Origin of the sequence: Stenotrophomonas sp. 1337, assembly GCF_031455455.1 — a bacterium.
In the GTDB taxonomy this organism is placed as follows: Bacteria; Pseudomonadota; Gammaproteobacteria; order Xanthomonadales; family Xanthomonadaceae; genus Stenotrophomonas; species Stenotrophomonas indicatrix.
On the sequence record NZ_JAVDSR010000009.1, the window covers coordinates 117,817 to 138,863 of the forward strand.

At 65.9% G+C, this 21,047-nt stretch carries 18 protein-coding genes; 14 read left to right on the forward strand and 4 right to left on the reverse strand.

Annotation, left to right across the window (positions count from 1 at the left end; translation table 11 throughout):
- Positions 1-52 precede the first annotated feature (52 nt).
- The 5 genes from J2X70_RS13890 to galU are packed head-to-tail and all read left to right on the forward strand — an operon-like array spanning position 53 to position 5,307.
- On the forward strand, positions 53-337 hold the full coding sequence (locus tag J2X70_RS13890) for a lipopolysaccharide assembly protein LapA domain-containing protein (protein ID WP_025875021.1): 285 nt from the start codon (positions 53-55) through the stop codon (positions 335-337).
- Positions 338-343: 6 nt separating this feature from the next.
- On the forward strand, positions 344-1,522 hold the full coding sequence (gene lapB, locus J2X70_RS13895; RefSeq protein WP_032977571.1) for a lipopolysaccharide assembly protein LapB: 1,179 nt from the start codon (positions 344-346) through the stop codon (positions 1,520-1,522).
- Between the two features lie 3 nt (positions 1,523-1,525).
- On the forward strand, positions 1,526-2,503 hold the full coding sequence (locus J2X70_RS13900; protein ID WP_025875019.1) for a glycosyltransferase family 4 protein: 978 nt from the start codon (positions 1,526-1,528) through the stop codon (positions 2,501-2,503).
- A 15-nt stretch (positions 2,504-2,518) separates the two neighbouring features.
- A complete protein-coding gene (locus tag J2X70_RS13905; RefSeq protein ID WP_025875018.1) occupies positions 2,519-4,432 on the forward strand; it encodes a nucleoside-diphosphate sugar epimerase/dehydratase in 1,914 nt (637 codons plus the stop codon).
- Complete coding sequence (gene galU / locus J2X70_RS13910) at positions 4,429-5,307, forward strand: UTP--glucose-1-phosphate uridylyltransferase GalU (protein WP_025875017.1); 879 nt, start codon at positions 4,429-4,431, stop codon at positions 5,305-5,307. The genes J2X70_RS13905 and galU overlap by 4 nt, the downstream gene beginning before the upstream one ends.
- A gap of 459 nt (positions 5,308-5,766) precedes the next feature.
- On the opposite strand, the gene J2X70_RS13915 is transcribed toward galU, so the two are convergent.
- The 3 genes from J2X70_RS13915 to J2X70_RS13925 form a co-directional block, all read right to left on the reverse strand.
- On the reverse strand, positions 5,767-6,975 hold the full coding sequence (locus J2X70_RS13915; protein ID WP_025875015.1) for an acetyl-CoA C-acyltransferase: 1,209 nt from the start codon (positions 6,973-6,975) through the stop codon (positions 5,767-5,769).
- Between the two features lie 69 nt (positions 6,976-7,044).
- Positions 7,045-9,417 carry a 3-hydroxyacyl-CoA dehydrogenase/enoyl-CoA hydratase family protein gene (locus J2X70_RS13920; RefSeq protein WP_309910795.1) on the reverse strand — a complete coding sequence of 791 codons (2,373 nt, stop codon included), beginning with the start codon at positions 9,415-9,417 and terminating at the stop codon, positions 7,045-7,047.
- Between the two features lie 26 nt (positions 9,418-9,443).
- The gene (locus J2X70_RS13925; RefSeq protein ID WP_025875011.1) at positions 9,444-10,112 is read right to left on the reverse strand and encodes a TetR family transcriptional regulator; all 669 of its coding nucleotides are present in this window, start codon (positions 10,110-10,112) and stop codon (positions 9,444-9,446) included.
- Positions 10,113-10,426: 314 nt separating this feature from the next.
- Here J2X70_RS13925 and ndk point away from each other — a divergent pair, with 314 nt between their 5' ends.
- From ndk to der, 7 genes are all read left to right on the forward strand, one after another.
- A complete protein-coding gene (gene ndk, locus J2X70_RS13930) occupies positions 10,427-10,852 on the forward strand; it encodes a nucleoside-diphosphate kinase (protein WP_008265389.1) in 426 nt (141 codons plus the stop codon).
- A 10-nt stretch (positions 10,853-10,862) separates the two neighbouring features.
- The gene (rlmN, locus tag J2X70_RS13935) at positions 10,863-12,068 is read left to right on the forward strand and encodes a 23S rRNA (adenine(2503)-C(2))-methyltransferase RlmN (protein WP_032977561.1); all 1,206 of its coding nucleotides are present in this window, start codon (positions 10,863-10,865) and stop codon (positions 12,066-12,068) included.
- The gene (pilW, locus tag J2X70_RS13940; RefSeq protein ID WP_180831270.1) at positions 12,055-12,840 is read left to right on the forward strand and encodes a type IV pilus biogenesis/stability protein PilW; all 786 of its coding nucleotides are present in this window, start codon (positions 12,055-12,057) and stop codon (positions 12,838-12,840) included. The genes rlmN and pilW overlap by 14 nt, the downstream gene beginning before the upstream one ends.
- Before the next feature lie 18 nt (positions 12,841-12,858).
- Positions 12,859-13,719, forward strand: a complete 861-nt coding sequence (locus tag J2X70_RS13945) for a RodZ domain-containing protein (protein ID WP_051585102.1) — start codon at positions 12,859-12,861, stop codon at positions 13,717-13,719.
- Between the two features lie 64 nt (positions 13,720-13,783).
- Positions 13,784-14,422, forward strand: a complete 639-nt coding sequence (locus J2X70_RS13950; protein WP_025874997.1) for a tetratricopeptide repeat protein — start codon at positions 13,784-13,786, stop codon at positions 14,420-14,422.
- The gene (bamB, locus tag J2X70_RS13955; protein ID WP_032977555.1) at positions 14,422-15,630 is read left to right on the forward strand and encodes an outer membrane protein assembly factor BamB; all 1,209 of its coding nucleotides are present in this window, start codon (positions 14,422-14,424) and stop codon (positions 15,628-15,630) included. The genes J2X70_RS13950 and bamB overlap by 1 nt, the downstream gene beginning before the upstream one ends.
- A 15-nt stretch (positions 15,631-15,645) precedes the next feature.
- Complete coding sequence (gene der / locus J2X70_RS13960; protein WP_025874993.1) at positions 15,646-17,043, forward strand: ribosome biogenesis GTPase Der; 1,398 nt, start codon at positions 15,646-15,648, stop codon at positions 17,041-17,043.
- A 78-nt stretch (positions 17,044-17,121) separates the two neighbouring features.
- Here der and J2X70_RS13965 read toward each other — a convergent pair whose 3' ends face one another.
- A complete protein-coding gene (locus tag J2X70_RS13965) occupies positions 17,122-17,709 on the reverse strand; it encodes a GNAT family N-acetyltransferase (RefSeq protein ID WP_309910801.1) in 588 nt (195 codons plus the stop codon).
- On the opposite strand from J2X70_RS13965, the gene moeB reads away from it, so the two are divergent.
- Together moeB and J2X70_RS13975 are read left to right on the forward strand one after the other, a co-directional pair.
- Positions 17,708-18,844 carry a molybdopterin-synthase adenylyltransferase MoeB gene (gene moeB / locus J2X70_RS13970; protein WP_309910803.1) on the forward strand — a complete coding sequence of 379 codons (1,137 nt, stop codon included), beginning with the start codon at positions 17,708-17,710 and terminating at the stop codon, positions 18,842-18,844. The genes J2X70_RS13965 and moeB overlap by 2 nt on opposite strands.
- 220 nt (positions 18,845-19,064) lie before the next feature.
- Positions 19,065-20,900, forward strand: a complete 1,836-nt coding sequence (locus J2X70_RS13975) for a monovalent cation:proton antiporter-2 (CPA2) family protein (RefSeq protein WP_059063917.1) — start codon at positions 19,065-19,067, stop codon at positions 20,898-20,900.
- The last annotated feature ends 147 nt before the right edge of the window (positions 20,901-21,047 follow it).

Genomic DNA, 21,047 nt, shown 5'->3' on the forward strand with positions numbered 1-21,047 from the left:
AATCCCACCACGAGTCGGATAAGCTACGGCCTCCTGCCAATGGAGCTGTCGCATGAAAGTTTTTCGTCTGCTGGTCCTGCTGGCGGTTCTGATCCTTGGTCTGATCATCGGTGCGGTCAACATGACGGCCATGTCGATCAACCTGCTGTTTACCCAGTTGAACACGTCCGTCGGTGTGGCGCTGATCGCCGCCCTGCTGATTGGTGTCGTGGTCGGCGCTGGCCTGGTGCTGGTAAGCGTGGTCATTCCGCTCTACAGCCAGCTGCGACGTGCCAACAAGTCGGCGGCTGCGCCGTCGGCGCCGGTCGCCCCCTCCCAATCTTTTGATGGACGTTGATCGACGATGGAATTCGTTTCCGAGTGGTTCTGGTTCTTCCTGTGTCTGCCGTTGGCGGCCCTGGCCGGCTGGGTGATCGGACGCCGCGGCGGTCAACGCCACGGTGACAACCAGGTCAGCCACCTGTCCAGCACCTATTTCCGTGGCCTGAACTACTTGCTCAACGAGCAGCCGGACAAGGCCATCGAACTGTTCCTGCACATCGCCGAGCTGGACAAGGAAACCTTCGAGACCCAGGTCGCGTTGGGCCATCTGTTCCGTCGCCGTGGCGAAGTGGACCGCGCGATCCGTCTGCACCAGGGGCTGGTCAACCGCCAGGACCTGAGCGACGCGCAGCGCGTGCAGGCGCTGCTGGCACTGGGCGAGGACTACATGAAGTCCGGCCTGCTGGACCGTGCCGAAACCGTGTTCACCGAACTGGCACAGCTGGACCAGCGGGCACCGCAGGCGCTCAAGCACCTGATCGGCATCTACCAGGCCGAGCGCGACTGGGAAAAGGCGATCGACAACGCTACCCGCTTCGAGGATGTCACCGGCGAGCCGATGGGCAAGCTGATCGGGCAGTTTGAATGCGAGCTCGCCGAGCGCTTCCGTGGCGCTGGCAAGCTGGAAGAGGCGAGGGCGGCCATTGCCCGCGCCTACCAGGCTGATGCCATGTCGGTCCGTGCCGGCATCATCGAAGGACGACTGGAAACCGATGCAGGCAACGCCGAGGCGGCCGTGCGCGCCTTCGAGCGTGCCGCCCGCAACGATCCGGAGTACCTGCCGGAAGTGCTGCCGGCGCTGATGGAAAACTACCGCAAGGTCGGCGACCTCGGCGGCGCGCGCGCGTTCCTGTCCGAGATGACCGAGCACTACCGCGGCATCGCCCCGGTGCTGGCGCTGACCCGCCTGATGGAAGAGCAGGAGGGTGTTGCACCTGCCCGCGCCTACCTCGGCCGCCAGCTCAAGGATCGCCCGTCGGTGCGTGGCGAATCGGCGCTGATCGACCTCACCCTGGCCGAGGGCGCAGATTCCACCGCGACCCTGCATGACCTCAAGCACATCACCGATCAGTTGCTGGTGCGTAACCCCGCTTACCGCTGCACCCGCTGCGGGTTCGGCGCCCGCACCCACCATTGGCAATGCCCCAGCTGCAAGGAGTGGGGCACGGTCAAGCCGCTGTTGAATTACGCGGTGCTCTGAACCATGCCGTGGCTTGTGATGGCCGCGCTGCTGGGCCTGGCCCTGCTCAGCGCGGCATTGACCTGGGCGGCGCGCGTGTATGCGCTGCGCAGGCAGCTGCTGGATCAGCCCGGCGAGCGCCGCAGCCATAGTGTCGCCACCCCTCGCGGTGGCGGCATCGCCATCGTGATCAGTCTGCTGGTTGCCGCGGCCGTGGCCGCTTTTTTCTGGCCGGACGCCGCGCCCAGCCTGGCTGTTGCCAGCCTTGGCCTGCTGCTGGTGGCCGGCATCGGCTGGTGGGATGACCATCGGCCGCTGCCAGCCATGCGCCGTTTGCTGGTGCATTTCCTCGCCGCTGCCTTGCTGGCAGGGCTGGTCAAGATGCACGGGGGTAGCTGGCTGTTGAGCCTGCTGGTGCTGTTCTTCACCGCCTCGCTGATCAACATCTGGAACTTCATGGATGGCATCAACGGGATTGCCAGCAGCCAGGCCATCATCGTTGCGCTCGGCTTTGCGACAGTGCTGCCCTGGCCCTATTCGCTGGTGGCCGTTGTTCTCGGCTTGGCCTGCCTGGGTTTTCTGCCATTCAATTTCCCGCAGGCGCGGATCTTCATGGGTGATGTCGGTAGTGGCGCCCTCGGCTATGCCGTGGCGGTGGTGCTGGCCGTCGCGGCAGTGCACACCGACATCAACTGGATCCTGTTGTTGCTGCCGTTGTCTGCATTTCTTGTGGACGCGGGCTTCACGCTGTTGGCGCGCATGCTTTCCGGGCAACGCTGGATGGAACCCCACACCCAGCATGTCTACCAGCGCGCGGTGCAGGCAGGAGCCAGCCATGCCCAGGTGACAGGGATGTACTTTGTTTTGGGCCTGTTCAGTATTACAGTGTTCAATATCTGCACCAATTTGCAGCCGAGGTGGGAGGCTGTCGTAGCGGTCGCGTGGTTTGCCGCGCTGACCCTGCTGTGGCTCCTCCTGCGCAATGGATTGCGCCACCGATAAGGAATTACTCGATCTATGTCTTCACCCTGGCGGGACAGAATCCTCGGCCTGATGCCGCGTACGGCCATCGTCTGCCACGACTTGTTCATGGTATGGGCCTGTTGGCAGCTGCTGCACGCAGGTCGTTACTCGATTCTGGCCGACGCTCCTGCATTGCCCTTGTGGAACGTGGACACCACGCTGGTACTGGCGCTGCAGGGACTGGTGTTCTGGCGTATCGGCCTCTATCGCGGCCTGTGGCGTTTTGCCAGCGTCAGCGACCTGCTGAACATCTTCAAGGCCAGCTTCATCGGCCTGATCGCCATTGTTCTGGTGCTGGCCTGGAAGCGCTTCAACGGCGTGCCGATGTCGGTGCTGGTGATCTATCCGTTCGCACTGTCGGCACTGCTGGGCGCCCCACGCCTGCTGTACCGGGCATGGAAGGACTATCAGTCGCTGCAGTCCGACTCGAGCGCGCGCCGGGTGCTGATTCTCGGCGCCGGACAGGCCGCCGAGACCCTGGTGCGCGACCTGCGCCGGTCCGGCAATTTCGAGCCGGTCGGCCTGCTCGATGATGCGCCGCACCTGCGAGGGGCCAAGCTGCAGAGCCTGCCAATCCTGGGCACGCTGGACGATGCACCGGCAGTGGCCCGCGAGACCGCAGCCAAGCTGCTGGTGATTGCCATGCCTTCGCTCGATGCCGTCGGCATGCAGCGCGTGGTGGCCATCTGCGAGAGCACCGGCATTCCGTTCCGCACGGTGCCCAAGCTCAGCGACATCCTGCAGGGGCAGTCGCTGCCGGGGCAGCTGAAGGAAGTGGCGATCGAAGATCTGCTCGGCCGCAAGCCGATCATGCCGGACTGGAACCTCATCCGTGGCTGGTTGGGCGGGCGCACGGTGATGGTGACCGGTGCCGGTGGCTCGATCGGGTCCGAGTTGTGCCGCCAGTGCGCGCGCCATGGCGCCGGTCGTATCGTGCTGCTGGAGATCAGTGAGCTGCTGCTGTTGACCATCGAGGGCGAGCTGCGCCGCAGCTTCCCTGATGTCGAGATCGAAGCGGTGCTCGGTGACTGTGGTGATCCTGCAGTGATCCGCCACGCGCTGTCGCTGCACCCGGTCGACACCGCCTTCCATGCGGCTGCCTACAAGCACGTGCCGGTGCTGGAGCGTCAGCTGCGTGAAGCCGTGCGCAACAACATCCTGGCTACCGAGAACGTGGCCCGCGCCTGCCTGGAAGCCCACGTCGAGCACTTTGTATTCATCTCGACCGACAAGGCGGTGGACCCGGTCAATGCGCTGGGCGCCAGCAAGCGCTATGCGGAGATGATCTGCCAGAGCCTGGACCAGAAGTCCACGCACACCCGTTTCGTGACCGTGCGTTTCGGCAACGTGCTGGCGTCGGCCGGCAGCGTGGTGCCGCTGTTCCGCGAGCAGATCCTCAAGGGCGGCCCGGTCACGGTGACAGACCCGGAGGTCAGCCGCTATTTCATGACCATTCCCGAGGCGTGCCAGCTGATCCTGCAGGCGGCCGCTTCGGCGTCGCACGGCGCGATCTACACCCTGGACATGGGCGAGCCCGTGCCGATCCGGGTGTTGGCCGAGCAGATGATCCGCCTGGCGGGCAAGCAGCCCTACAAGGAAATTCCGATCATCTATACCGGCCTGCGCCAGGGCGAGAAGCTGCACGAGACGCTGTTCTATTCCGACGAGGACTACCGGCCGACCGCGCACCCGAAGATCCTCGAGGCCGGCGTCCGTTCGTTCTCGCGGGACATCGTGCTGGGCAACGTGCCGAAGCTGCGCGAGGCCATTGCCCGGTACGACATCGATACGATCCAGGAAATCCTGTTTGCGACCATGCCGGAATTCTCGCCAATCGAACAGGATGCTTACATTTCATCCGCTAAGGTTGTGCCCTTTCCGGCACGTGAGGCCAACAGGCACCAATGAGCAAGCGCATTCGCAAGGCGGTATTCCCGGTAGCGGGTCTGGGCACGCGTTTTCTTCCGGCGACCAAGACGGTGCCGAAGGAGATGCTGCCGATCATCGATCGGCCGCTGATCCAGTACGCCGTGGATGAGGCGATCGAAGCAGGCTGTGACACCCTGGTGTTCATCACCAACCGTTACAAGCACGCCGTCGCCGACTATTTCGACAAGGCCTACGAACTGGAGCAGAAGCTCGAGCGCGCGGGCAAGCACGAACAGCTCGAATTGATCCGCCATGTGCTGCCGGAAGGCGTGCGCGCGATCTTCGTCACCCAGGCCGAGGCTCTGGGCCTGGGCCATGCGGTGCTGTGCGCCAAGGCGGTCATCGGTGACGAGCCGTTCGCCGTGCTGCTGCCCGACGATCTGATCTGGAACCGCGGCGCGGGTGCGCTGAAGCAGATGGCCGACCTCAACGAGGCCAGCGGTGCCAGCGTCATCGCCGTGGAGGACGTGCCCCACGACAAGACGGCCAGTTACGGCATCGTCGCCACCGAGGCGTTCGACGGCCGCAAGGGGCGTATCTCGCAGATCGTGGAGAAGCCCAAGCCGGAAGACGCACCGAGTGACCTGGCGGTGGTGGGGCGCTACGTGCTGAGCCCGAAGATTTTCGAGCTGCTCGAGCAGACCCGCACCGGTGCCGGTGGCGAGATCCAGTTGACCGATGCGATCGCCGAACTGCTGAAGACCGACGAGGTCGATGCCTATCGTTTCGAGGGCACCCGTTTCGACTGCGGCACCCATCTGGGGCTGGTCGAGGCGACGATCCGCTTCGCGTTGGACAACCCGAAGCTGGCCGGTCCGGCGCGCGAGAAGCTGGCGGCGATGCTGGCGGAGTAAGGGTTTTCAAGCGCTCCGTTCGCGACGCCTTGATTGATACGTGATGGGCGGGATGGGTGGGCCTTCGCAGGACACGCTGTAAACCCGTCCATGGGGGCTCGATGGCGCCATCCATGGCGCCAACGGTCCTGCAAAGGCCCACCCATCCCGCCAGCTTGGTTTCCTGCGGGCGCGGACGGGAAGGGCGGAATCAAGAGCAGGGCAGAAACGAAAAAGGCAGCCGATGGCTGCCTTTTTTCGTTTTCGGAGCATCCACGCATGGCGTGGATCTACTGCTCTTGCCTCTTCTTATCCCACCGCCGCGGGGAGGCTGGAAGGGCCGGGTTGGCAGGGCTGCCCGGGACCGTTGGCGCCATGGATGGCGCCATCGAGCCCCCATGGATGGGTTCACGGCGTGTCCCGGGTAGCCCTGCCAACCCGGCCCACGCCTTGAAGCCCAACGAGGCAACGCCTTGAACCCTACAGCGCCTCGAAAATGCCCGCCGCACCCATGCCGGTGCCGATGCACATCGTCACCATGCCGTACTTCTGCTGGCGACGGCGCAGGCCGTGCAGCAGGGTCGCGGTACGGATCGCGCCGGTCGCACCCAGCGGATGGCCCAGCGCGATCGCGCCGCCCAGCGGGTTGACCTTGCTCGGGTCCAAGCCGCAATCGCGGATCACCGCCAGCGACTGTGCCGCGAAGGCTTCGTTGAGCTCGATCCAGTCCAGCTGGTCCTGGGTCAGGCCGGCCTGCTTCAGTGCCTTCGGAATCGCGGCGATCGGGCCGATGCCCATCACTTCCGGGCGCACACCAGCCACCGAGAAGCTGACGAAGCGGGCCAGCGGGGTCAGGCCGTAATCCTTGATCGCCTGTTCCGACGCCAGCAGCACTGCGCCGGCGCCATCGCTCATCTGCGAGGAGTTGCCGGCAGTGACGGTGCCGCCGAACTGGCCGTTGCGGAACACCGGGCGCAGCTTGGCCAGGCCTTCAGCGGAGGAATCCGGGCGCGGGCCTTCGTCGGTGTCGGCCACCTTGTTGCGGGTGATGATGCGCTTGCCGTCGGCCAGATCGGGCTGGTGCGAGACGATCTCGTACGGGCTGATCTCGTCCTTGAAGTCACCATTCTGGATGGCGGCCATGGCCTTCTGGTGCGAGGCCAGGGCGAACGCGTCCTGTTCTTCGCGCGAGACCTTCCACTCTTCAGCGACCTTCTCGGCGGTGATGCCCATGCCGTAGGCGATGGCGACGTGGTCGTTGTCGAACACGCTCGGGGCCATCGCGATCTTGTTGCCCATCATCGGCACCATCGACATCGATTCGGTGCCGCCGGCCAGCATCAGGTCGGCGTTGCCAAGGCGGATCGCGTCGGCCGCCTGCGCCACGGCCTGCAGGCCGGAGGAGCAGAAGCGGTTCACGGTCTGCGCGGCAATGGTGTTCGGCAGGCCGGCCAGCAGCACGCCGATGCGGGCTACGTTCATGCCCTGCTCGGCTTCGGGCATCGCGCAGCCGATGATCGCGTCATCGATGCGGTTGACGTCCACGCCCGGCGCCTGCGCCACGACGCTGCGCAGCACGTGGGCGAGCATGTCGTCGGGGCGGGTGTTGCGGAACATGCCCTTGGGCGCCTTGCCAACCGGGGTGCGGGTGGCGGCGACGATGTAGGCGTCCTGGATTTGCTTGGTCATTGCAGTGATCTCTTGAATAGGGGTTGGAAGAGGTTGCCGGCCAGCGGCCGGCACTACCGATGTCTTCCGTCAGTTCCGCAGCGGCTTGCCGGTCTTGAGCATGTGCGCGATGCGGGCCTGGGTCTTTTCCTGCTGGGCCAGTTCGACGAAGTGCTTGCGCTCCAGGGTCAGCAGCCACTCTTCGTCGACCAGGGTGCCGCGGTCGACCTTGCCGCCGCACAGCACGGTGGCGATGCGCTCGGCGATCTCGTAGTCGTACGGGCTGATGAAGCGGCCTTCAAGCATGTTGACCAGCATCATCTTGAAGGTGGCGATGCCGACGTCGCCGGCCACCTGGATACGGCGTGCCGGCAGCGGCGGACGGTAGCCCGCTTCGGCCAGGGCGCGTGCTTCGGCCTTGGCGATGTACAGGGCCTCGTAGCTGTTGAACACCACCTTGTCGGTGCTGCGCAGCAGGCCCAGTTCCTTGGCGTTGACCGCCGAGTTGGACACCTTGGCCATCGCCACGGTCTCGAAGGTCTTCTTCAGTTCGGCGAACACGTCACCGCCCGGGCCGGCGGCCTGCGATGCGCGCACGGCCAGTTCCTTCAGGCCGCCGCCTGCCGGCAGCAGGCCGACGCCGGCCTCGACCAGACCGATGTAGCTTTCCAGGAAGGCCACGGTCTTGGCGCTGTGCATCTGGAACTCGCAGCCGCCACCCAGGGCCAGGCCACGCACCGCAGCCACCACCGGCACCAGCGAGTACTTGATGCGCTGGCTGGTGCGCTGGAAGTTGTGCACCATCGCTTCGAACTGATCGACCTTGCCGGCCTGCAGCAGGCCGAGGGCGCCAGCCAGGTCGGCACCGGCGGAGAAGGGCTCCTTCTGCTGCCAGATCACCAGGCCCTGGAAGTCCTTCTCGGCGCGGGTGACGCATTCCTGCAGGCCATCCAGCACGTGGTCGGACACGGTGTTCATCTTGGTCTTGAAGCTGACCACGGCAATGCCATCGCCGTCGTGCCACATGCGCAGGCCGTCGTTCTCGAACACGGTCTCGCCCGGCGCGAACTTCTCACCCAGCAGCGGATCGGGGAAGCGCTGGCGCTGGTACACCGGCAGCGACGAACGCGGCAGCTTGGCGTTGCGCGACGGGCTGTAGCTGCCCTCGGCGGCATGCACGCCGTCACGGCCGTCAAATACCCAATCCGGCAGCGGGGCGTTGCTCATGCTCTTGCCGGCGACGATGTCATCGGCAATCCACTGCGCGACCTGCTTCCAACCGGCAGCCTGCCAGGTTTCGAACGGGCCCAGCGACCAGCCGTAGCCCCAGCGGATGGCCAGGTCGACGTCGCGCGCGGTCTCGGCGATGTCGGCCAGGTGGTAGGCGCTGTAGTGGAACAGGTCGCGGAAGGTCGCCCACAGGAACTGCGCCTGCGGGTGCTGGCTCTCGCGCAGCTTGGCGAACTTCTCGGCCGGGTTCTTGATCTTCAGGATCTCGACCACTTCCGGCGCAGCGGCGCGGTCAGCCGGACGGTAGTCCTGCTTTTCCAGGTCCAGCACCACGATGTCCTTGCCGACCTTGCGGAAGATGCCGGCGCCGGTCTTCTGGCCCAGTGCGCCCTTGGCAATCAGCGCATCCAGCCACTTCGGCGACTTGAAGAACTCATGCCACGGGTCGTTGGGCAGGGTATCGCCCATGGTCTTGATGACGTGGGCCATGGTGTCCAGGCCGACCACGTCGGAGGTGCGGTAGGTGGCCGACTTCGGGCGGCCGACCAGCGGGCCGGTCAGGCCGTCCACTTCGTCGAAGCCCAGGCCGAATTCCTGGGTGTGGTGGATGGTGGACAGGATCGAGAACACGCCGATGCGGTTGCCGATGAAGTTAGGGGTGTCCTTGGCGTACACCACGCCCTTGCCCAGGGTGGTGACCAGGAACGCTTCCAGGCCTTCCAGCACGCTGGCGTCGGTGGTGGTGGCCGGGATCAGCTCGGCCAGGTGCATGTAGCGCGGCGGGTTGAAGAAATGCACGCCGCAGAAGCGGTGGCGCAGCTGTTCGGGCAGCACGTCGGCCAGCTTGTTGATGCCCAGGCCCGAGGTGTTGGAGGCCAGCACGGCGTGGTCGGCCACGAACGGGGCGATCTTCTTGTACAGGTCCTGCTTCCAGTCCATGCGTTCGGCGATGGCCTCGATGATCAGGTCGCAGTCCTTCAGCTGTTCCAGGCCGGTCTCGTAGTTGGCCGGGGTGATGGCTTCGGCCAGCGACTTGCTGGCCAGCGGCGCCGGGCTCAGTTTGCCGAGGTTGGCGATCGACTTCAGCACGATGCCATCGGCCGGACCTTCCTTGGCAGGCAGGTCGAACAGCACGGTGTCGACGCCGGCATTGGTGAGGTGGGCGGCGATCTGGGCACCCATGACGCCGGCACCCAGCACGGCGGCGCGGCGGACTAGCAGGGAATTGGACATGGTGTAGGGCCTTTGTTGGTCAGCAGTTACTGGGTGGAATCAATGGAGGCGGGCAGGGCGCTGCCGCTGCGGGCGGCGGCACGGAATCCGGCCTCGGCGAAATGGATCAGTTCATGGGCGGCATGGGCACGATGCGCCGTTTCGGTGACACCGGCAGGTCGCTTGATCAGCCCGAAATCGGCCATGGCATAGGTCAGCGAGCCAGCGAGGAAATCCAGGCGCCAATAGAGCTCTTCCTTGCTCAGGCCGGGCACGCAGGTGGCGATCGCCTTGCCGAACTCACGCAGCACGTGGCCGTAGTGGTCGGACAGGAACTTGCGCAGGTTGTCGTTCTTTTCAGCGTAGGCACGGGCGATCACGCGGACGAAGGCACCGCCGTTCTGGCGGTCCTGCGCCAGCGCCAGGGCCGGCTCGACGAAGGCGGCGAGCACCGGCCGCAGTTGCCCGGGGTGTTCGTTGCGGGCACGCTCGAGCTGGGCCAGGCGGGCGCCGGTCATCTCGTCCATGCGGCGGCGGAACACCTCGTTGACCAGGTTTTCCTTGGAGCCGAAGTGGTAGTTGACCGCAGCGATGTTGACGTCTGCCTGGCTGGTGACCTGGCGCAGCGAGGTGCCGGCAAAGCCGTGCTGGGCGAACAGCTCCTCGGCGGCGCCGAGGATCCGGTCCTTGGTCGAGAAGTGGGCGGGCTTGGCCATCGGGCGGGCGGACCTTAATCAAACGATTGTTTGATACTAGAACCAGACGGTACCGTATGGCATTTTGCAGTGCAGCAAAAATGCCCGGGCTGGTCAGAATCCGCTCAGGTGGGTGAATGGGGGTAGTGCCGGCCGCTGGCCGGCAGCCCCGAGGTTGAATGGCGGCCAATGCCGGCCAGCGGCCGGCACTACCACCCTGCCGCTTTATCTTTTACAATCCGCGCACGTTTATCAGGCTAAGCCCGCGTTTCGACGCGGCTTTTTTTTTGTTACCCTTCGGGCCATCAGCGGCCCGATTCCATTGGAGACATCCCATGGCGCTGGAGCGCACCCTTTCGATCATCAAGCCGGACGCCGTTGCCAAGAACGTCATCGGCGAAATCTACGCCCGCTTCGAAAAGGCCGGCCTGAAGGTCGTGGCCGCCAAGTACAAGCAGCTGTCGCGTCGTGAAGCCGAAGGCTTCTACGCCGTGCACCGCGAGCGTCCGTTCTTCAACGCACTGGTGGAGTTCATGATCTCCGGCCCGGTGATGATCCAGGCCCTGGAAGGCGAGAACGCCGTCCTGGCCCACCGCGACCTGCTGGGCGCCACCAACCCGAAGGAAGCCGCTGCGGGCACCATCCGCGCCGACTTCGCCGAATCCATCGATGCCAATGCCGCCCACGGCTCGGACTCGGTCGAGAATGCCGCGATTGAAATCGCGTACTTCTTCGCCGCCACCGAAGTCGTCTCGCGCTGAGAGTAATGCCGTGAACGAGGTCGTACAGAAAATCGCCATCCAGCCGCTGCCGAAGTCGGCACCCACGGCTGGCAAGCAGAACCTGCTCGACCTCGATCGCGCGGGCCTGGAGAAGTTTTTCGTCGAGGTTCTCGGCGAGAAGAAGTTCCGCGCCCATCAGGTGATGAAGTGGATCCACCATCGCTACGTCACCGAGTTCGATGAGATGACCGACCTCGGCAAGGTCCTGCGCGCCAAGCTGCAGGAGCATGCCGAGGTCCTCGTCCCGAACATCATCTTCGACAAGCCCTCCGCCGACGGCACCCACAAGTGGCTGCTGGCGATGGGCGTGGATGGCAAGAACGCCATCGAGACCGTGTACATCCCCGACAAGACCCGCGGCACGCTGTGCGTGTCCTCGCAGGTCGGTTGCGGCCTGAACTGCACGTTCTGCTCCACCGCCACCCAGGGCTTCAACCGCAACCTGACCACCGCCGAGATCATCGGCCAGGTGTGGATCGCGGCGCGCCACCTGGGCAACGTCCCGCACCAGATGCGCCGCCTCACCAACGTGGTGATGATGGGCATGGGCGAGCCGTTGATGAATTTCGACAACGTCGTGCGTGCCATGAGCGTGATGCGCGACGATCTGGGCTACGGCCTGGCCAACAAGCGCGTGACCCTGTCGACCTCCGGCCTGGTGCCGCAGATCGACCGCCTGTCCACCGAAAGCGACGTGTCGCTGGCGGTGTCGCTGCATGCGCCGAACGACGAGCTGCGTGAGACCCTCGTGCCGCTCAACAAGAAGTACCCGATCGCCGAGCTGATGGCTTCGTGCGCACGCTACCTGCGCGCCAACAAGCGCCGCGAATCGGTCACCTTCGAATACACCCTGATGAAGGGCATCAACGACCAGCCCGAGCACGCCCGCCAGTTGGCGCGGCTGATGCACCAGTTCGACAACGCCGTGCAGGCCAGGGACTCGGGCAAGGTCAACCTGATCCCGTTCAACCCGTTCCCGGGTACCCGCTACGAGCGTTCCGAAGAAGCGCATATCCGCGCCTTCCAGAAGATCCTGCTCGACAGCAACGTGCTGACCATGGTGCGCCGCACCCGTGGCGACGATATCGACGCCGCCTGTGGCCAGCTCAAGGGTCAGGTGATGGATCGCACGCGCCGCCAGGCCGAGTTCAACAAGACGCTGCAGGCGGGGAAGGGGAGCGATGCCGCGGCCTGACCGCTTCTGGCTGGCGCTGCTTGCAGCCGTGCTGGCCCTCTCGGTCACCGCTTGCAAGTCGCAACCCAAGGCCAAGCTGGGCCCCAGCCAGGCGACGGTCTATTCGGTCCGCGACCCTGAAGGTGTTCGCCGGCAGGTCCGCGCCGCGGATCTGCTCGCCTTGGCCGCACGCGACATGCAGAGCGGCAACCTCGATGCGGCCGAGCGCAAGACGCGCGATGCGATCAAGCTGGCGCCTGCCGACCCCGATGCACTGGTGCTGCTGGCCGGCATCGATGATCAGCGTGGCCGCACCCGACAGGCCGGGGAAGGTTTCCGCAGGGCCGCCGAACTGGCGCCGCAGCGGGGGGACGTGCTCAACAATTATGGTGCCTGGCTGTGCCAGAACGGACAGGCTGCCGAGTCGCTGGCCTGGTTCGATCGTGCGCTGCAGGCGCGCAGCTACACCACGCCGGCCGAGGCGCAGGCCAACGGCGGCAGCTGTGCGTTGGATGCCGGGCAGCTTGATCGCGCCGAACGCAACCTGCGTGCCGCCCTGTCCCAGGTGCCTGGCAACCCGGTCGCGCTGGAGGCGATGGCCCAGCTGAGCTTCCGTCGCGGCCAGTTCATGGAGGCCCGCGCCTTCGCCGAACGTAGGATTGCGGCTGCACCGGCCACGCGTTCCGTGTTACAACTTGCGTCTGAAATCGAGGCGCGACTGGGTGATCAGGCGGCATCTGATCGCTATCTTCAGCGGATTCGACAGGAATTTCCGCAGGACGCGGGCTCCTAACTCCAGGGTTGATGCATTGTGATTGATGACCAGACTGTGAGCGATCTCGAGACTGTGGCCGGCTGCGGCACCCGCCTGCGCCAGGCCCGTGAGGCCGCCGGACTGACCCTTGAAGATGTTGGCCAGCGCCTGCGCATGCCGGTTCAAGTGGTGAAGTCGCTCGAGCAGGAGCAGTGGCAGAAGCTCGGCGCGCCGGTGTTCGTGCGCGGCCAGCTGCGCAGCTACGCCCGCCTGCTCGGCGTCGATGTCAGCGAACTGCTGGAACAGGCCCAGGTTGGCCCGGTGGTTCCGCCGACCCTGGTCAGCCACACCCATACCCCGCGTGCGCGCCGGATCGCCGAGAATCTCGGCCGCCGTGCGCTGTATGTCGGTATTACCGCCGTGCTGGCGGTCCCGGTCTGGTTTGCCACCCGCGGTCACTTCGATGGCGCCGCACCTTCGCCGAACACCGCCTCGCTGGATGTGATCCCGGCCGCCGTACCGGTTACCCCGGCCGGTCCCGGGTCCGCCGCCGCGGCACCCGCCGAAGTGGCGGCCGCACCTGTCACCAAGCCGACTGCTACCCCCTACGTTGCCTCGCTGGCCCCGGTGCCACGCGCTGCGCCGGCCGCTGCCGCCAACCTGGACATGCAGTTCAGCGGCGACAGCTGGGTCGATATTGCCGGTCCGGATGGCGGCAGCGTCGAGAAGGCGTTGATCAAGGCGGGCGAGACCCGCAGCTTCACCCCCGGCCAGGTGGCCCGGGTCACTCTGGGCAACGCCTCGGCGGTCCAGGTTCAGCAGAATGGCGCTATCGTCGATCTGACGCCCTATCAGCGAGCCAACGTGGCACGCTTTCAGGTATCCTCTGAAGGCTCCGTTGTCCCGGTTTCACACTGAGGCGCGGTTTCACCACCTTCGATAATCCCAATGGTCCCTCCCGATGGGCGGGGCGAGAGTACGCATGGCGATCGACGACCTGCTCGACGAGCACGAACAAAGTGAACGCGTCCGCAGCTGGCTGCGGAAGAACGGTGCCAGCATCCTCGGTGGCGTAGTCATCGCCATCGGTGCCATTGCCGGCTGGCAGTGGTACCAGAAGGATCAGGGCGGCAAGCTGGCCTCGGCCAATGTCGAGTACCAGAAGGCCCTGGTGGGCCTGCAGCAGAACAAGCTCGATGACGCTGCGAAGGCGGTCAAGGCGCTGGAGGCTGGCCCGTCGAGCATTTACGGCGACCTGGCTGCGCTGCAGCTGGCCAAGGCCCAGGTCGATGCCGGCAAGAATGAAGAAGCGCTGGCCACCCTGCGCGCGGTGAAGGTCGAAGGCGACCTGCAGCGCGTGGTCGACCAGCGCGTGGCACGCCTGCTGGTGGCGACCGGCAAGGGCGATGAAGCGATCAAGCTGCTGGGCAGCGCCACCGACAGCAGCAGCCTGGAAATCCATGGCGATGCGCTGATGGCGCAGGGCAAGCGTGACGCGGCCCGCGAACAGTATGAGAAGGCGCTGAAGACGCTGGACGTGGCAGCGCCGCAGCGGCGACTGCTGGAAACCAAGGTTATGGACGCCGGCGGCACCGTCGCCGCCCCTGCGGAGTCGGTTTGATGAGTCAGAAGGTCATGATCACGCGCGTCGCCACCGTACTCCTGCTCGGTATGGCGCTGTCCGGTTGCAGCACCATGAAGGGCTGGTTCGCCGGCAAGGACGCAGCAGCGAAGAAGGCACAGGAGCCGGCGGAACTGGTGAAGTTCGAGCCGACCCTGAAGGTCAACAAGGCCTGGTCGGTCAACCTGGGCAAGGGCGAGCGCCGCATCGGCGTACGCCAGGGCCCGGCAGTGGCCAATGGCCACGTGTTCGCCGCGGCGATCACCGGTGGCGTGCACGCCATCGACCTGCAGACCGGCAAGAAGGTCTGGACCTGGGAGCCGAAGAAGGAAAAGAAGAAGGCCAAGCTGCGGCTGTCCGGTGGTCCGGGCGTCGGCGAGAACCTGGTGGTCATCGGTACCCTCGATGGCCAGGTGATCGCGCTGGACATCAACGATGGCAGCGAGAAGTGGCGCGCACGCGTGCCCAACGAAGTCATCGCCGCACCGGCCATTGCCCAGGGCATGGTCTTCGTGCGCAGCAATGATGGTCGCGTCACCGCGTTCGATGCCGGCAACGGCACCCAGAAGTGGTTCAACCCCAGCGAGCTGCCGGCGCTGACCGTGCGTGGCAACGCGCCGGTGGTGGCCGGTCCGGGCGTGCTGTTCATCGGCAAGGACGAGGGCAGCGTGTCTGCGCTGGCCATGCAGGACGGCCGCACGCTGTGGGACCAGAACGTGGGTACCGGCGAAGGCCGTACCGAGCTGGACCGCATGGCCGACGTCGATGGCGCCCCGGTGCTCGACGGCAACACGCTGTTCGTGAGCAGCTTCAAGAACCAGACCATGGCCATCGAAGGCCCGACCGGTCGCCCGCTGTGGGCGCGTGACCACGGCGGTGCCGGCGGTGTGGCGGTGTCTTCGGGCAATGTTTTCGTTACTGACAACAAGGGCGGCGTGTTCGGCCTGGACAAGGCCAGCGGCGCGGCGATGTGGTCGCAGACCGCACTGGCCCGGCGCTCGCTGACCGGTCCGGCGCTGCACGGCGACTACGTGGTGGTCGGTGACTACAAGGGATACCTGCATTGGCTGCAGGCCTCCGATGGCGCGATGGCGGCGCGGGCGAAAAGCGGCGGTGATGCGCTTCTGGCCCAGCCAATCGTCGTCGATGGAGTGCTGCTGGTGCAGAACGTTGATGGCAAGCTGACCGCATTCCGGTTGGCAAATTAATACGGAGTAATCGCGATGCTGCCTTTGGTCGCCCTGGTTGGACGGCCGAATGTCGGCAAGTCGACCATATTCAATGCACTGACCCGTACACGTGACGCCCTGGTCCATGACCAGCCCGGCGTCACCCGGGACCGCAACTATGGCGTCTGCCGGCTTGACGAGGACAACCATTTCCTCGTCGTCGATACCGGCGGCATCGCAGAGGAAGAAGAAGGCCTGGCTGGTGCTACCACGCGCCAGGCCCGTGCTGCCGCTGGCGAAGCTGACCTGATCCTGTTCGTCGTCGATGCCCGCGAGGGCACCTCGGCGATGGACGATGAGATCCTGGCCTGGTTGCGCAAGCTGTCGCGCCCGACGCTGCTGCTGATCAACAAGATCGACGGCACCGACGAAGACACCGTGCGTTCGGAGTTCGCCCGCTACGGCTTCAGCGAGATGCTGACCGTGTCGGCTGCCCATCGCCAGGGCCTGGACGACCTGCTTGACGAGGTCATCCAGCGTCTGCCGGAAGAGGGCAGCGGCGAAGAGCTGGACAACGATCCGAACCGCGTGCGCATCGCCTTCGTCGGCCGCCCCAACGTGGGCAAGTCGACCCTGGTCAACCGCATCCTCGGCGAAGAGCGCATGATCGCCTCGGACGTGCCGGGCACCACCCGCGATTCGATCTCGGTGGACCTGGAGCGCGACGGCCGCGAGTACCGCCTGATCGACACCGCCGGCCTGCGTCGCCGTTCGCGCGTGGACGAGGTCGTCGAGAAGTTCTCGGTGGTCAAGACCATGCAGTCGATCGAGCAGTGCCAGGTGGCCGTGCTGATGCTCGACGCCACCGAAGGCGTGACAGACCAGGACGCCACCGTGCTCGGCGCCGTGCTGGATGCCGGCCGCGCGCTGGTGATCGCGATCAACAAGTGGGACGGCCTGACCGACTACCAGCGTGAGCAGGCCGAAACGATGCTGTCGCTGCGCCTGGGCTTCGTGCCGTGGGCCGAATCGGTGCGCATCTCGGCCAAGCATGGCTCGGGCCTGCGTGAGCTGTTCCGTGCGGTGCACCGCGCGCACGAATCGGCGAACAAGACCTTCACCACCAGCGAAGTGAACAAGGCGCTGGAAGTGGCCTACGAGACCAACCCGCCGCCGACCATCCGCGGCCACGTTTCCAAGCTGCGTTACGTGCACCCGGCTGGCGCCAACCCGCCGACCTTCATCGTGCACGGCACCCGCCTGAAGGAACTGCAGGAGTCGTACAAGCGCTACCTGGAGAATTTCTTCCGCAAGCGCTTCAAGCTGATCGGAACGCCGGTGCAGTTCATCTTCCGCGAGGGTGCCAACCCGTACGAAGGCAAGAAGAACGTGCTGACCGAACGGCAGGTCAAGGCCAAGCGGCGCTTGATGAAGCACGTCAAGGGCAAGTGATCCACGAAAAGGCGGCCGCAGGGCCGCCTTTCTCGTTGTGGCGATCCTGTCGGTAGTGCCGGCCGCTGGCCGGCAACCTCAGCCAGGCAGCCCTGGCACCGGAATCCGATAGACCACCGACGCAAACTTCGCGTTCTGCTCGGTGCCGACCACCTGGCCGCCCAGTGCTTCGGCAATCCGCCGGCTGGCCACGTTGTCCACCGCCACCGGGTAGCGATAGGCGACCGCAGCGAGCCGTTCCGCGCACCAGTGGACGACGGCGCGCACTGCCTCGCGGCCGTAGCCCTGTCCGTGCTCGCGCTCGCTTATCCAGATGCCAAGCTCGGGTTCGCCCTCGGTAGCGCGGTGCACGGCGGCGATGCCCACAAAGCGTCCGTCCTGCAGATGCCGGATCACGAACGTGTATTCCGCGCCTTCCTCGATCAGGCGCAGCCATTCCTGGCCGATCTTTTCGAATGCCGCAAAAGAGTCCGGCGGATCGAATGCCATGAAGCGGGTCAGCGTTGGCGTGATGCCGGCGAAGACCTCGGGGCCGTCGGCGCATGAGAACGGCCGGAGCACCAGGTGCTCGGTCTGTACGGGATTGATCGATGGTTTCACCGGCCAGAGGGTCCTACGCGCCGTCGGCTCCGTCAACATGGGGCCCGGCTCTACAATGGACGCCATGAGCATTCCAGAGCTTTCCCCCGAGCGGGCGCGCGCGCGCGTGGCCCATGGTGCGGTGCTGATCGACGTGCGCGAGGCGCACGAGCGGGCCGGCGGCATGGCCGAGGGCGCGCGTGGCGTGGCCAAGGCTGAACTGCTGGACGACCCCGCCGCACACCTGCCTCTGCCGGAACAGGAAATCCTGCTGATCTGCCAGAGCGGCAAGCGCTCGGTTGATGCAGCACAGGCGCTGCTGGATGCGGGCTATACGAACGTGAGCTCCGTTGCCGGCGGCACCGTGGCCTGGCGCGAGCTGGCGCTGCCGTTGGTGCAGCCACTGACCAGCGCCGCCGACCGCGATTTCTACGACCGCTATTCGCGCCACCTGCTGCTGCCGCAGGTGGGCGAGGCTGGGCAGCGCCGCCTGCAGCAGTCGCGGGTGCTGGTGCTGGGCGCGGGCGGCCTGGGCGCGCCGGCCGGGTTCTACCTGGCGGCCGCCGGGGTAGGGCACCTGCGTTTTGCCGACCACGACCGTGTCGAGCGCAGCAACCTGCACCGGCAGATCGTGCATACCGAGGCCAGCGTCGGCCAGCTGAAGGTTGATTCGGCACGTGAGCGGCTGCTGGCGTTGAACCCGTCCATCGAGGTCGAGGCCGTGCCCGAGCGCGTCACCTCGGAGAACGTGGACCGCCTGTTGCGGGGCGTCGACGTGGTGCTGGATGGTTCGGACAACTTCCCGTTGCGCTACCTGCTCAACGATGCCTGCATCAAGCACGCCACGCCGATGGTCTACGCCGCCATCGAGCGCTTCGATGGCCAGGTGAGCGTGTTCGATGCCGGCCGCCAGCGCGGCGAGGCGCCGTGCTATCGCTGCCTGTTCCCGGAGCCGCCGCCGCCGGAGTTCGCGCCGAACTGTTCCGAGGCCGGCGTGCTGGGCGTGCTGCCCGGGCTGGCGGGTGTGCTGCAGGCCACCGAGGTGCTGAAGCTGTTGCTGGGCATCGGCGAACCGTTGGTGGGGCGCCTGCTGCGCTTTGACGCGCTGGGCATGCGCTTCCGCGAGACCCGCATCAGCCCCGACCCGCAGTGCGCGGTGTGCGCGCCGGGCGTGCCGTTCCCGGGGTACATCGATTACGCCGCGTTCTGTCGGGGTGGGTGAACCCGGTAGCGCCGGGCCATGCCCGGCGGATGTGCCTGCGCGCGCCGCTGCGCTCGCCGGGCATGGCCCGGCGCTACCGTTTATGGTTTCGGGATGATGCCCAGGGCCACTTCCGCTATCGTTCCATCTCCAAGACAATAAAACGCAACACACGTGCTATTGCCGTCATCGGTGTTGCTCTATCGTTGAGGCCGATTTCGATTTCCGGGGAACCCACCGCATGGCGGTAGAAGCAGCGACCAGCGAGCTGGTCAAGGTCGTCGCCCTGTTGGGCGCAGCGGTGGTGATGGTGCCGCTGTTCCGTCGGCTCGGCCTGGGCTCGGTGCTGGGCTACTTCGCCGCCGGCCTGGCGATCGGCCCGTTCGGGCTGGGCTGGTTCTCCGACCCGCAGGCGATCCTGCATACCGCCGAACTCGGCGTGGTCATGTTCCTGTTCGTCATCGGCCTGGAAATGCGGCCCTCGCACCTGTGGAGCCTGCGCAAGGAAATCTTCGGGCTGGGCACGCTGCAGATCGTCACCTGCGCGCTGGTGCTGACCAGCATCGCCAAGCTGTTCGGGCTGCCGTGGCAGATCGCCTTCATCGGCGCCACCGGTTTCGTGCTGACTTCCACTGCGGTGGTGATGCAACTGCTGGCCGAGCGCGGCGACATCGCGCTGCCGTCGGGGCAGAAGATCGTCTCGATCCTGTTGTTCGAAGACCTGCTGATCGTGCCGTTGCTGGCGCTTGTCGCGTGGATGGCACCGGCTGCCGGCAGTGCCGATGGCGAGGGCTCGCGCTGGATGTCGGTGGCGATCGGCGTGGGTGCCATCGTCGGCCTGGTGCTGGTGGGCCGCTTCCTGCTCAATCCGCTGTTCCGCGTGCTGGCCGAGTCGAAAGCGCGCGAAGTGATGACCGCCGCCGCACTGCTGGTGGTGCTGGGCGCGGCGCTGTTGATGCAGCTGTCCGGGTTGTCGATGGCGATGGGCGCGTTCCTGGCGGGCGTGCTGCTGAGCGAATCGACCTTCCGCCACCAGATCGAAGCAGACATCGAACCGTTCCGCGGCATCCTGCTGGGCCTGTTCTTCCTCAGCGTGGGCATGGCGCTGGACCTGGGCGTGGTGGCCGGCAACTGGCCGATGATCCTCGGCCTGGTGGTGGCGCTGATGGCGGCCAAGGCGTTGTGCATCTACGTGGTGGCGCGGTTGATGGGCAGCGACCACGCGCAGGCACTGGACCGTGGCGTGCTGATGGCGCAGGGCGGCGAGTTCGCCTTCGTGCTGTTCTCGGCCGCAGCCAGTGCCGGGGTGATCAGCCTGGACATCAATGCCAACTTCACTGCCGTGGTGGTGCTGTCGATGGCGCTGACGCCGCTGGTGGTGCTGGTCTACAAGCGCGTGGCGCCGACGCCGACCGTCAGCCTGGAAGGCGTGGATACCGCCGATGGCCTGTCCGGCAGCGTGCTGCTGATCGGCTTCGGCCGCTTCGGCCAGGTGGCCAGCCAGTCGCTGCTGGCCCGCGACGTGGACGTGACCATCATCGATAACGATGTGGAGATGATCCACAACGCCGAGCGCTTTGGTTTCAAGATCTATTACGGCGACGGCACCCGCTTGGACGTGCTGCATGCCTCCGGCGCGGGCAGTGCGCGGGCGATCGCGGTGTGCGTGAACAATGCCGAGGACGCCGACCGCATCGTCGAACTGGTGGCCCATCAATTCCCGCAGGCCAAGCTGCTGGTGCGCTCGTTCGACCGCGAACATTCGCTGCGGCTGATCCATGCCGGCGTGGACTTCCAGATCCGCGAAACGTTCGAGTCGGCACTGCTGTTCGGGCAGGCGGCACTGGTGGAGCTGGGCGCGGACGAAGACGATGCGCGCGAGATCGCCGAGCAGATCCGCGAGCGCGATGCCGAGCGCTTCGAGCTGGAAATGGCCGGTGGCAGCCTGAGGGCCGGCGCGCACATGGTGTTCGGCAGCGCGCTGCCCGGTGTGCCGACGCCGACGCCGTTTACCGCGCCCAAGCGCAAGGCACGCACGCTCAATGCGGATGAAGTGCCGGAAGAAGAAGAGGAATGATCTGAAGCATGGTAGTGCCGGCCGCTGGCCGGCAACTGCACGGTGCTTCCTGCGCTCATGAGGTTGCCGGCCAGCGGCCGGCACTACCGACGTGCGTGCTTGGTCGATGGGGTCAGAGCCCTTTGCCTTTGGCAAAGGGATCCGACC

Bases quoted from the DNA above. Each gene is read 5' to 3' on its own strand.
- J2X70_RS13890 (WP_025875021.1), top strand. From the start codon at position 53: ATGAAAGTTTTTCGTCTGCTGGTCCTGCTGGCGGTTCTGATCCTTGGT.
- lapB (WP_032977571.1), top strand. From the start codon at position 344: ATGGAATTCGTTTCCGAGTGGTTCTGGTTCTTCCTGTGTCTGCCGTTG.
- J2X70_RS13900 (WP_025875019.1), top strand. From the start codon at position 1,526: ATGCCGTGGCTTGTGATGGCCGCGCTGCTGGGCCTGGCCCTGCTCAGC.
- J2X70_RS13905 (WP_025875018.1), top strand. From the start codon at position 2,519: ATGTCTTCACCCTGGCGGGACAGAATCCTCGGCCTGATGCCGCGTACG.
- galU (WP_025875017.1), top strand. From the start codon at position 4,429: ATGAGCAAGCGCATTCGCAAGGCGGTATTCCCGGTAGCGGGTCTGGGC.
- J2X70_RS13915 (WP_025875015.1), bottom strand. From the start codon at position 6,975: ATGACCAAGCAAATCCAGGACGCCTACATCGTCGCCGCCACCCGCACC.
- J2X70_RS13920 (WP_309910795.1), bottom strand. From the start codon at position 9,417: ATGTCCAATTCCCTGCTAGTCCGCCGCGCCGCCGTGCTGGGTGCCGGC.
- J2X70_RS13925 (WP_025875011.1), bottom strand. From the start codon at position 10,112: ATGGCCAAGCCCGCCCACTTCTCGACCAAGGACCGGATCCTCGGCGCC.
- ndk (WP_008265389.1), top strand. From the start codon at position 10,427: ATGGCGCTGGAGCGCACCCTTTCGATCATCAAGCCGGACGCCGTTGCC.
- pilW (WP_180831270.1), top strand. From the start codon at position 12,055: ATGCCGCGGCCTGACCGCTTCTGGCTGGCGCTGCTTGCAGCCGTGCTG.
- J2X70_RS13950 (WP_025874997.1), top strand. From the start codon at position 13,784: ATGGCGATCGACGACCTGCTCGACGAGCACGAACAAAGTGAACGCGTC.
- bamB (WP_032977555.1), top strand. From the start codon at position 14,422: ATGAGTCAGAAGGTCATGATCACGCGCGTCGCCACCGTACTCCTGCTC.
- der (WP_025874993.1), top strand. From the start codon at position 15,646: ATGCTGCCTTTGGTCGCCCTGGTTGGACGGCCGAATGTCGGCAAGTCG.
- moeB (WP_309910803.1), top strand. From the start codon at position 17,708: ATGAGCATTCCAGAGCTTTCCCCCGAGCGGGCGCGCGCGCGCGTGGCC.
- J2X70_RS13965 (WP_309910801.1), bottom strand. From the start codon at position 17,709: ATGGCGTCCATTGTAGAGCCGGGCCCCATGTTGACGGAGCCGACGGCG.
- J2X70_RS13975 (WP_059063917.1), top strand. From the start codon at position 19,065: ATGGCGGTAGAAGCAGCGACCAGCGAGCTGGTCAAGGTCGTCGCCCTG.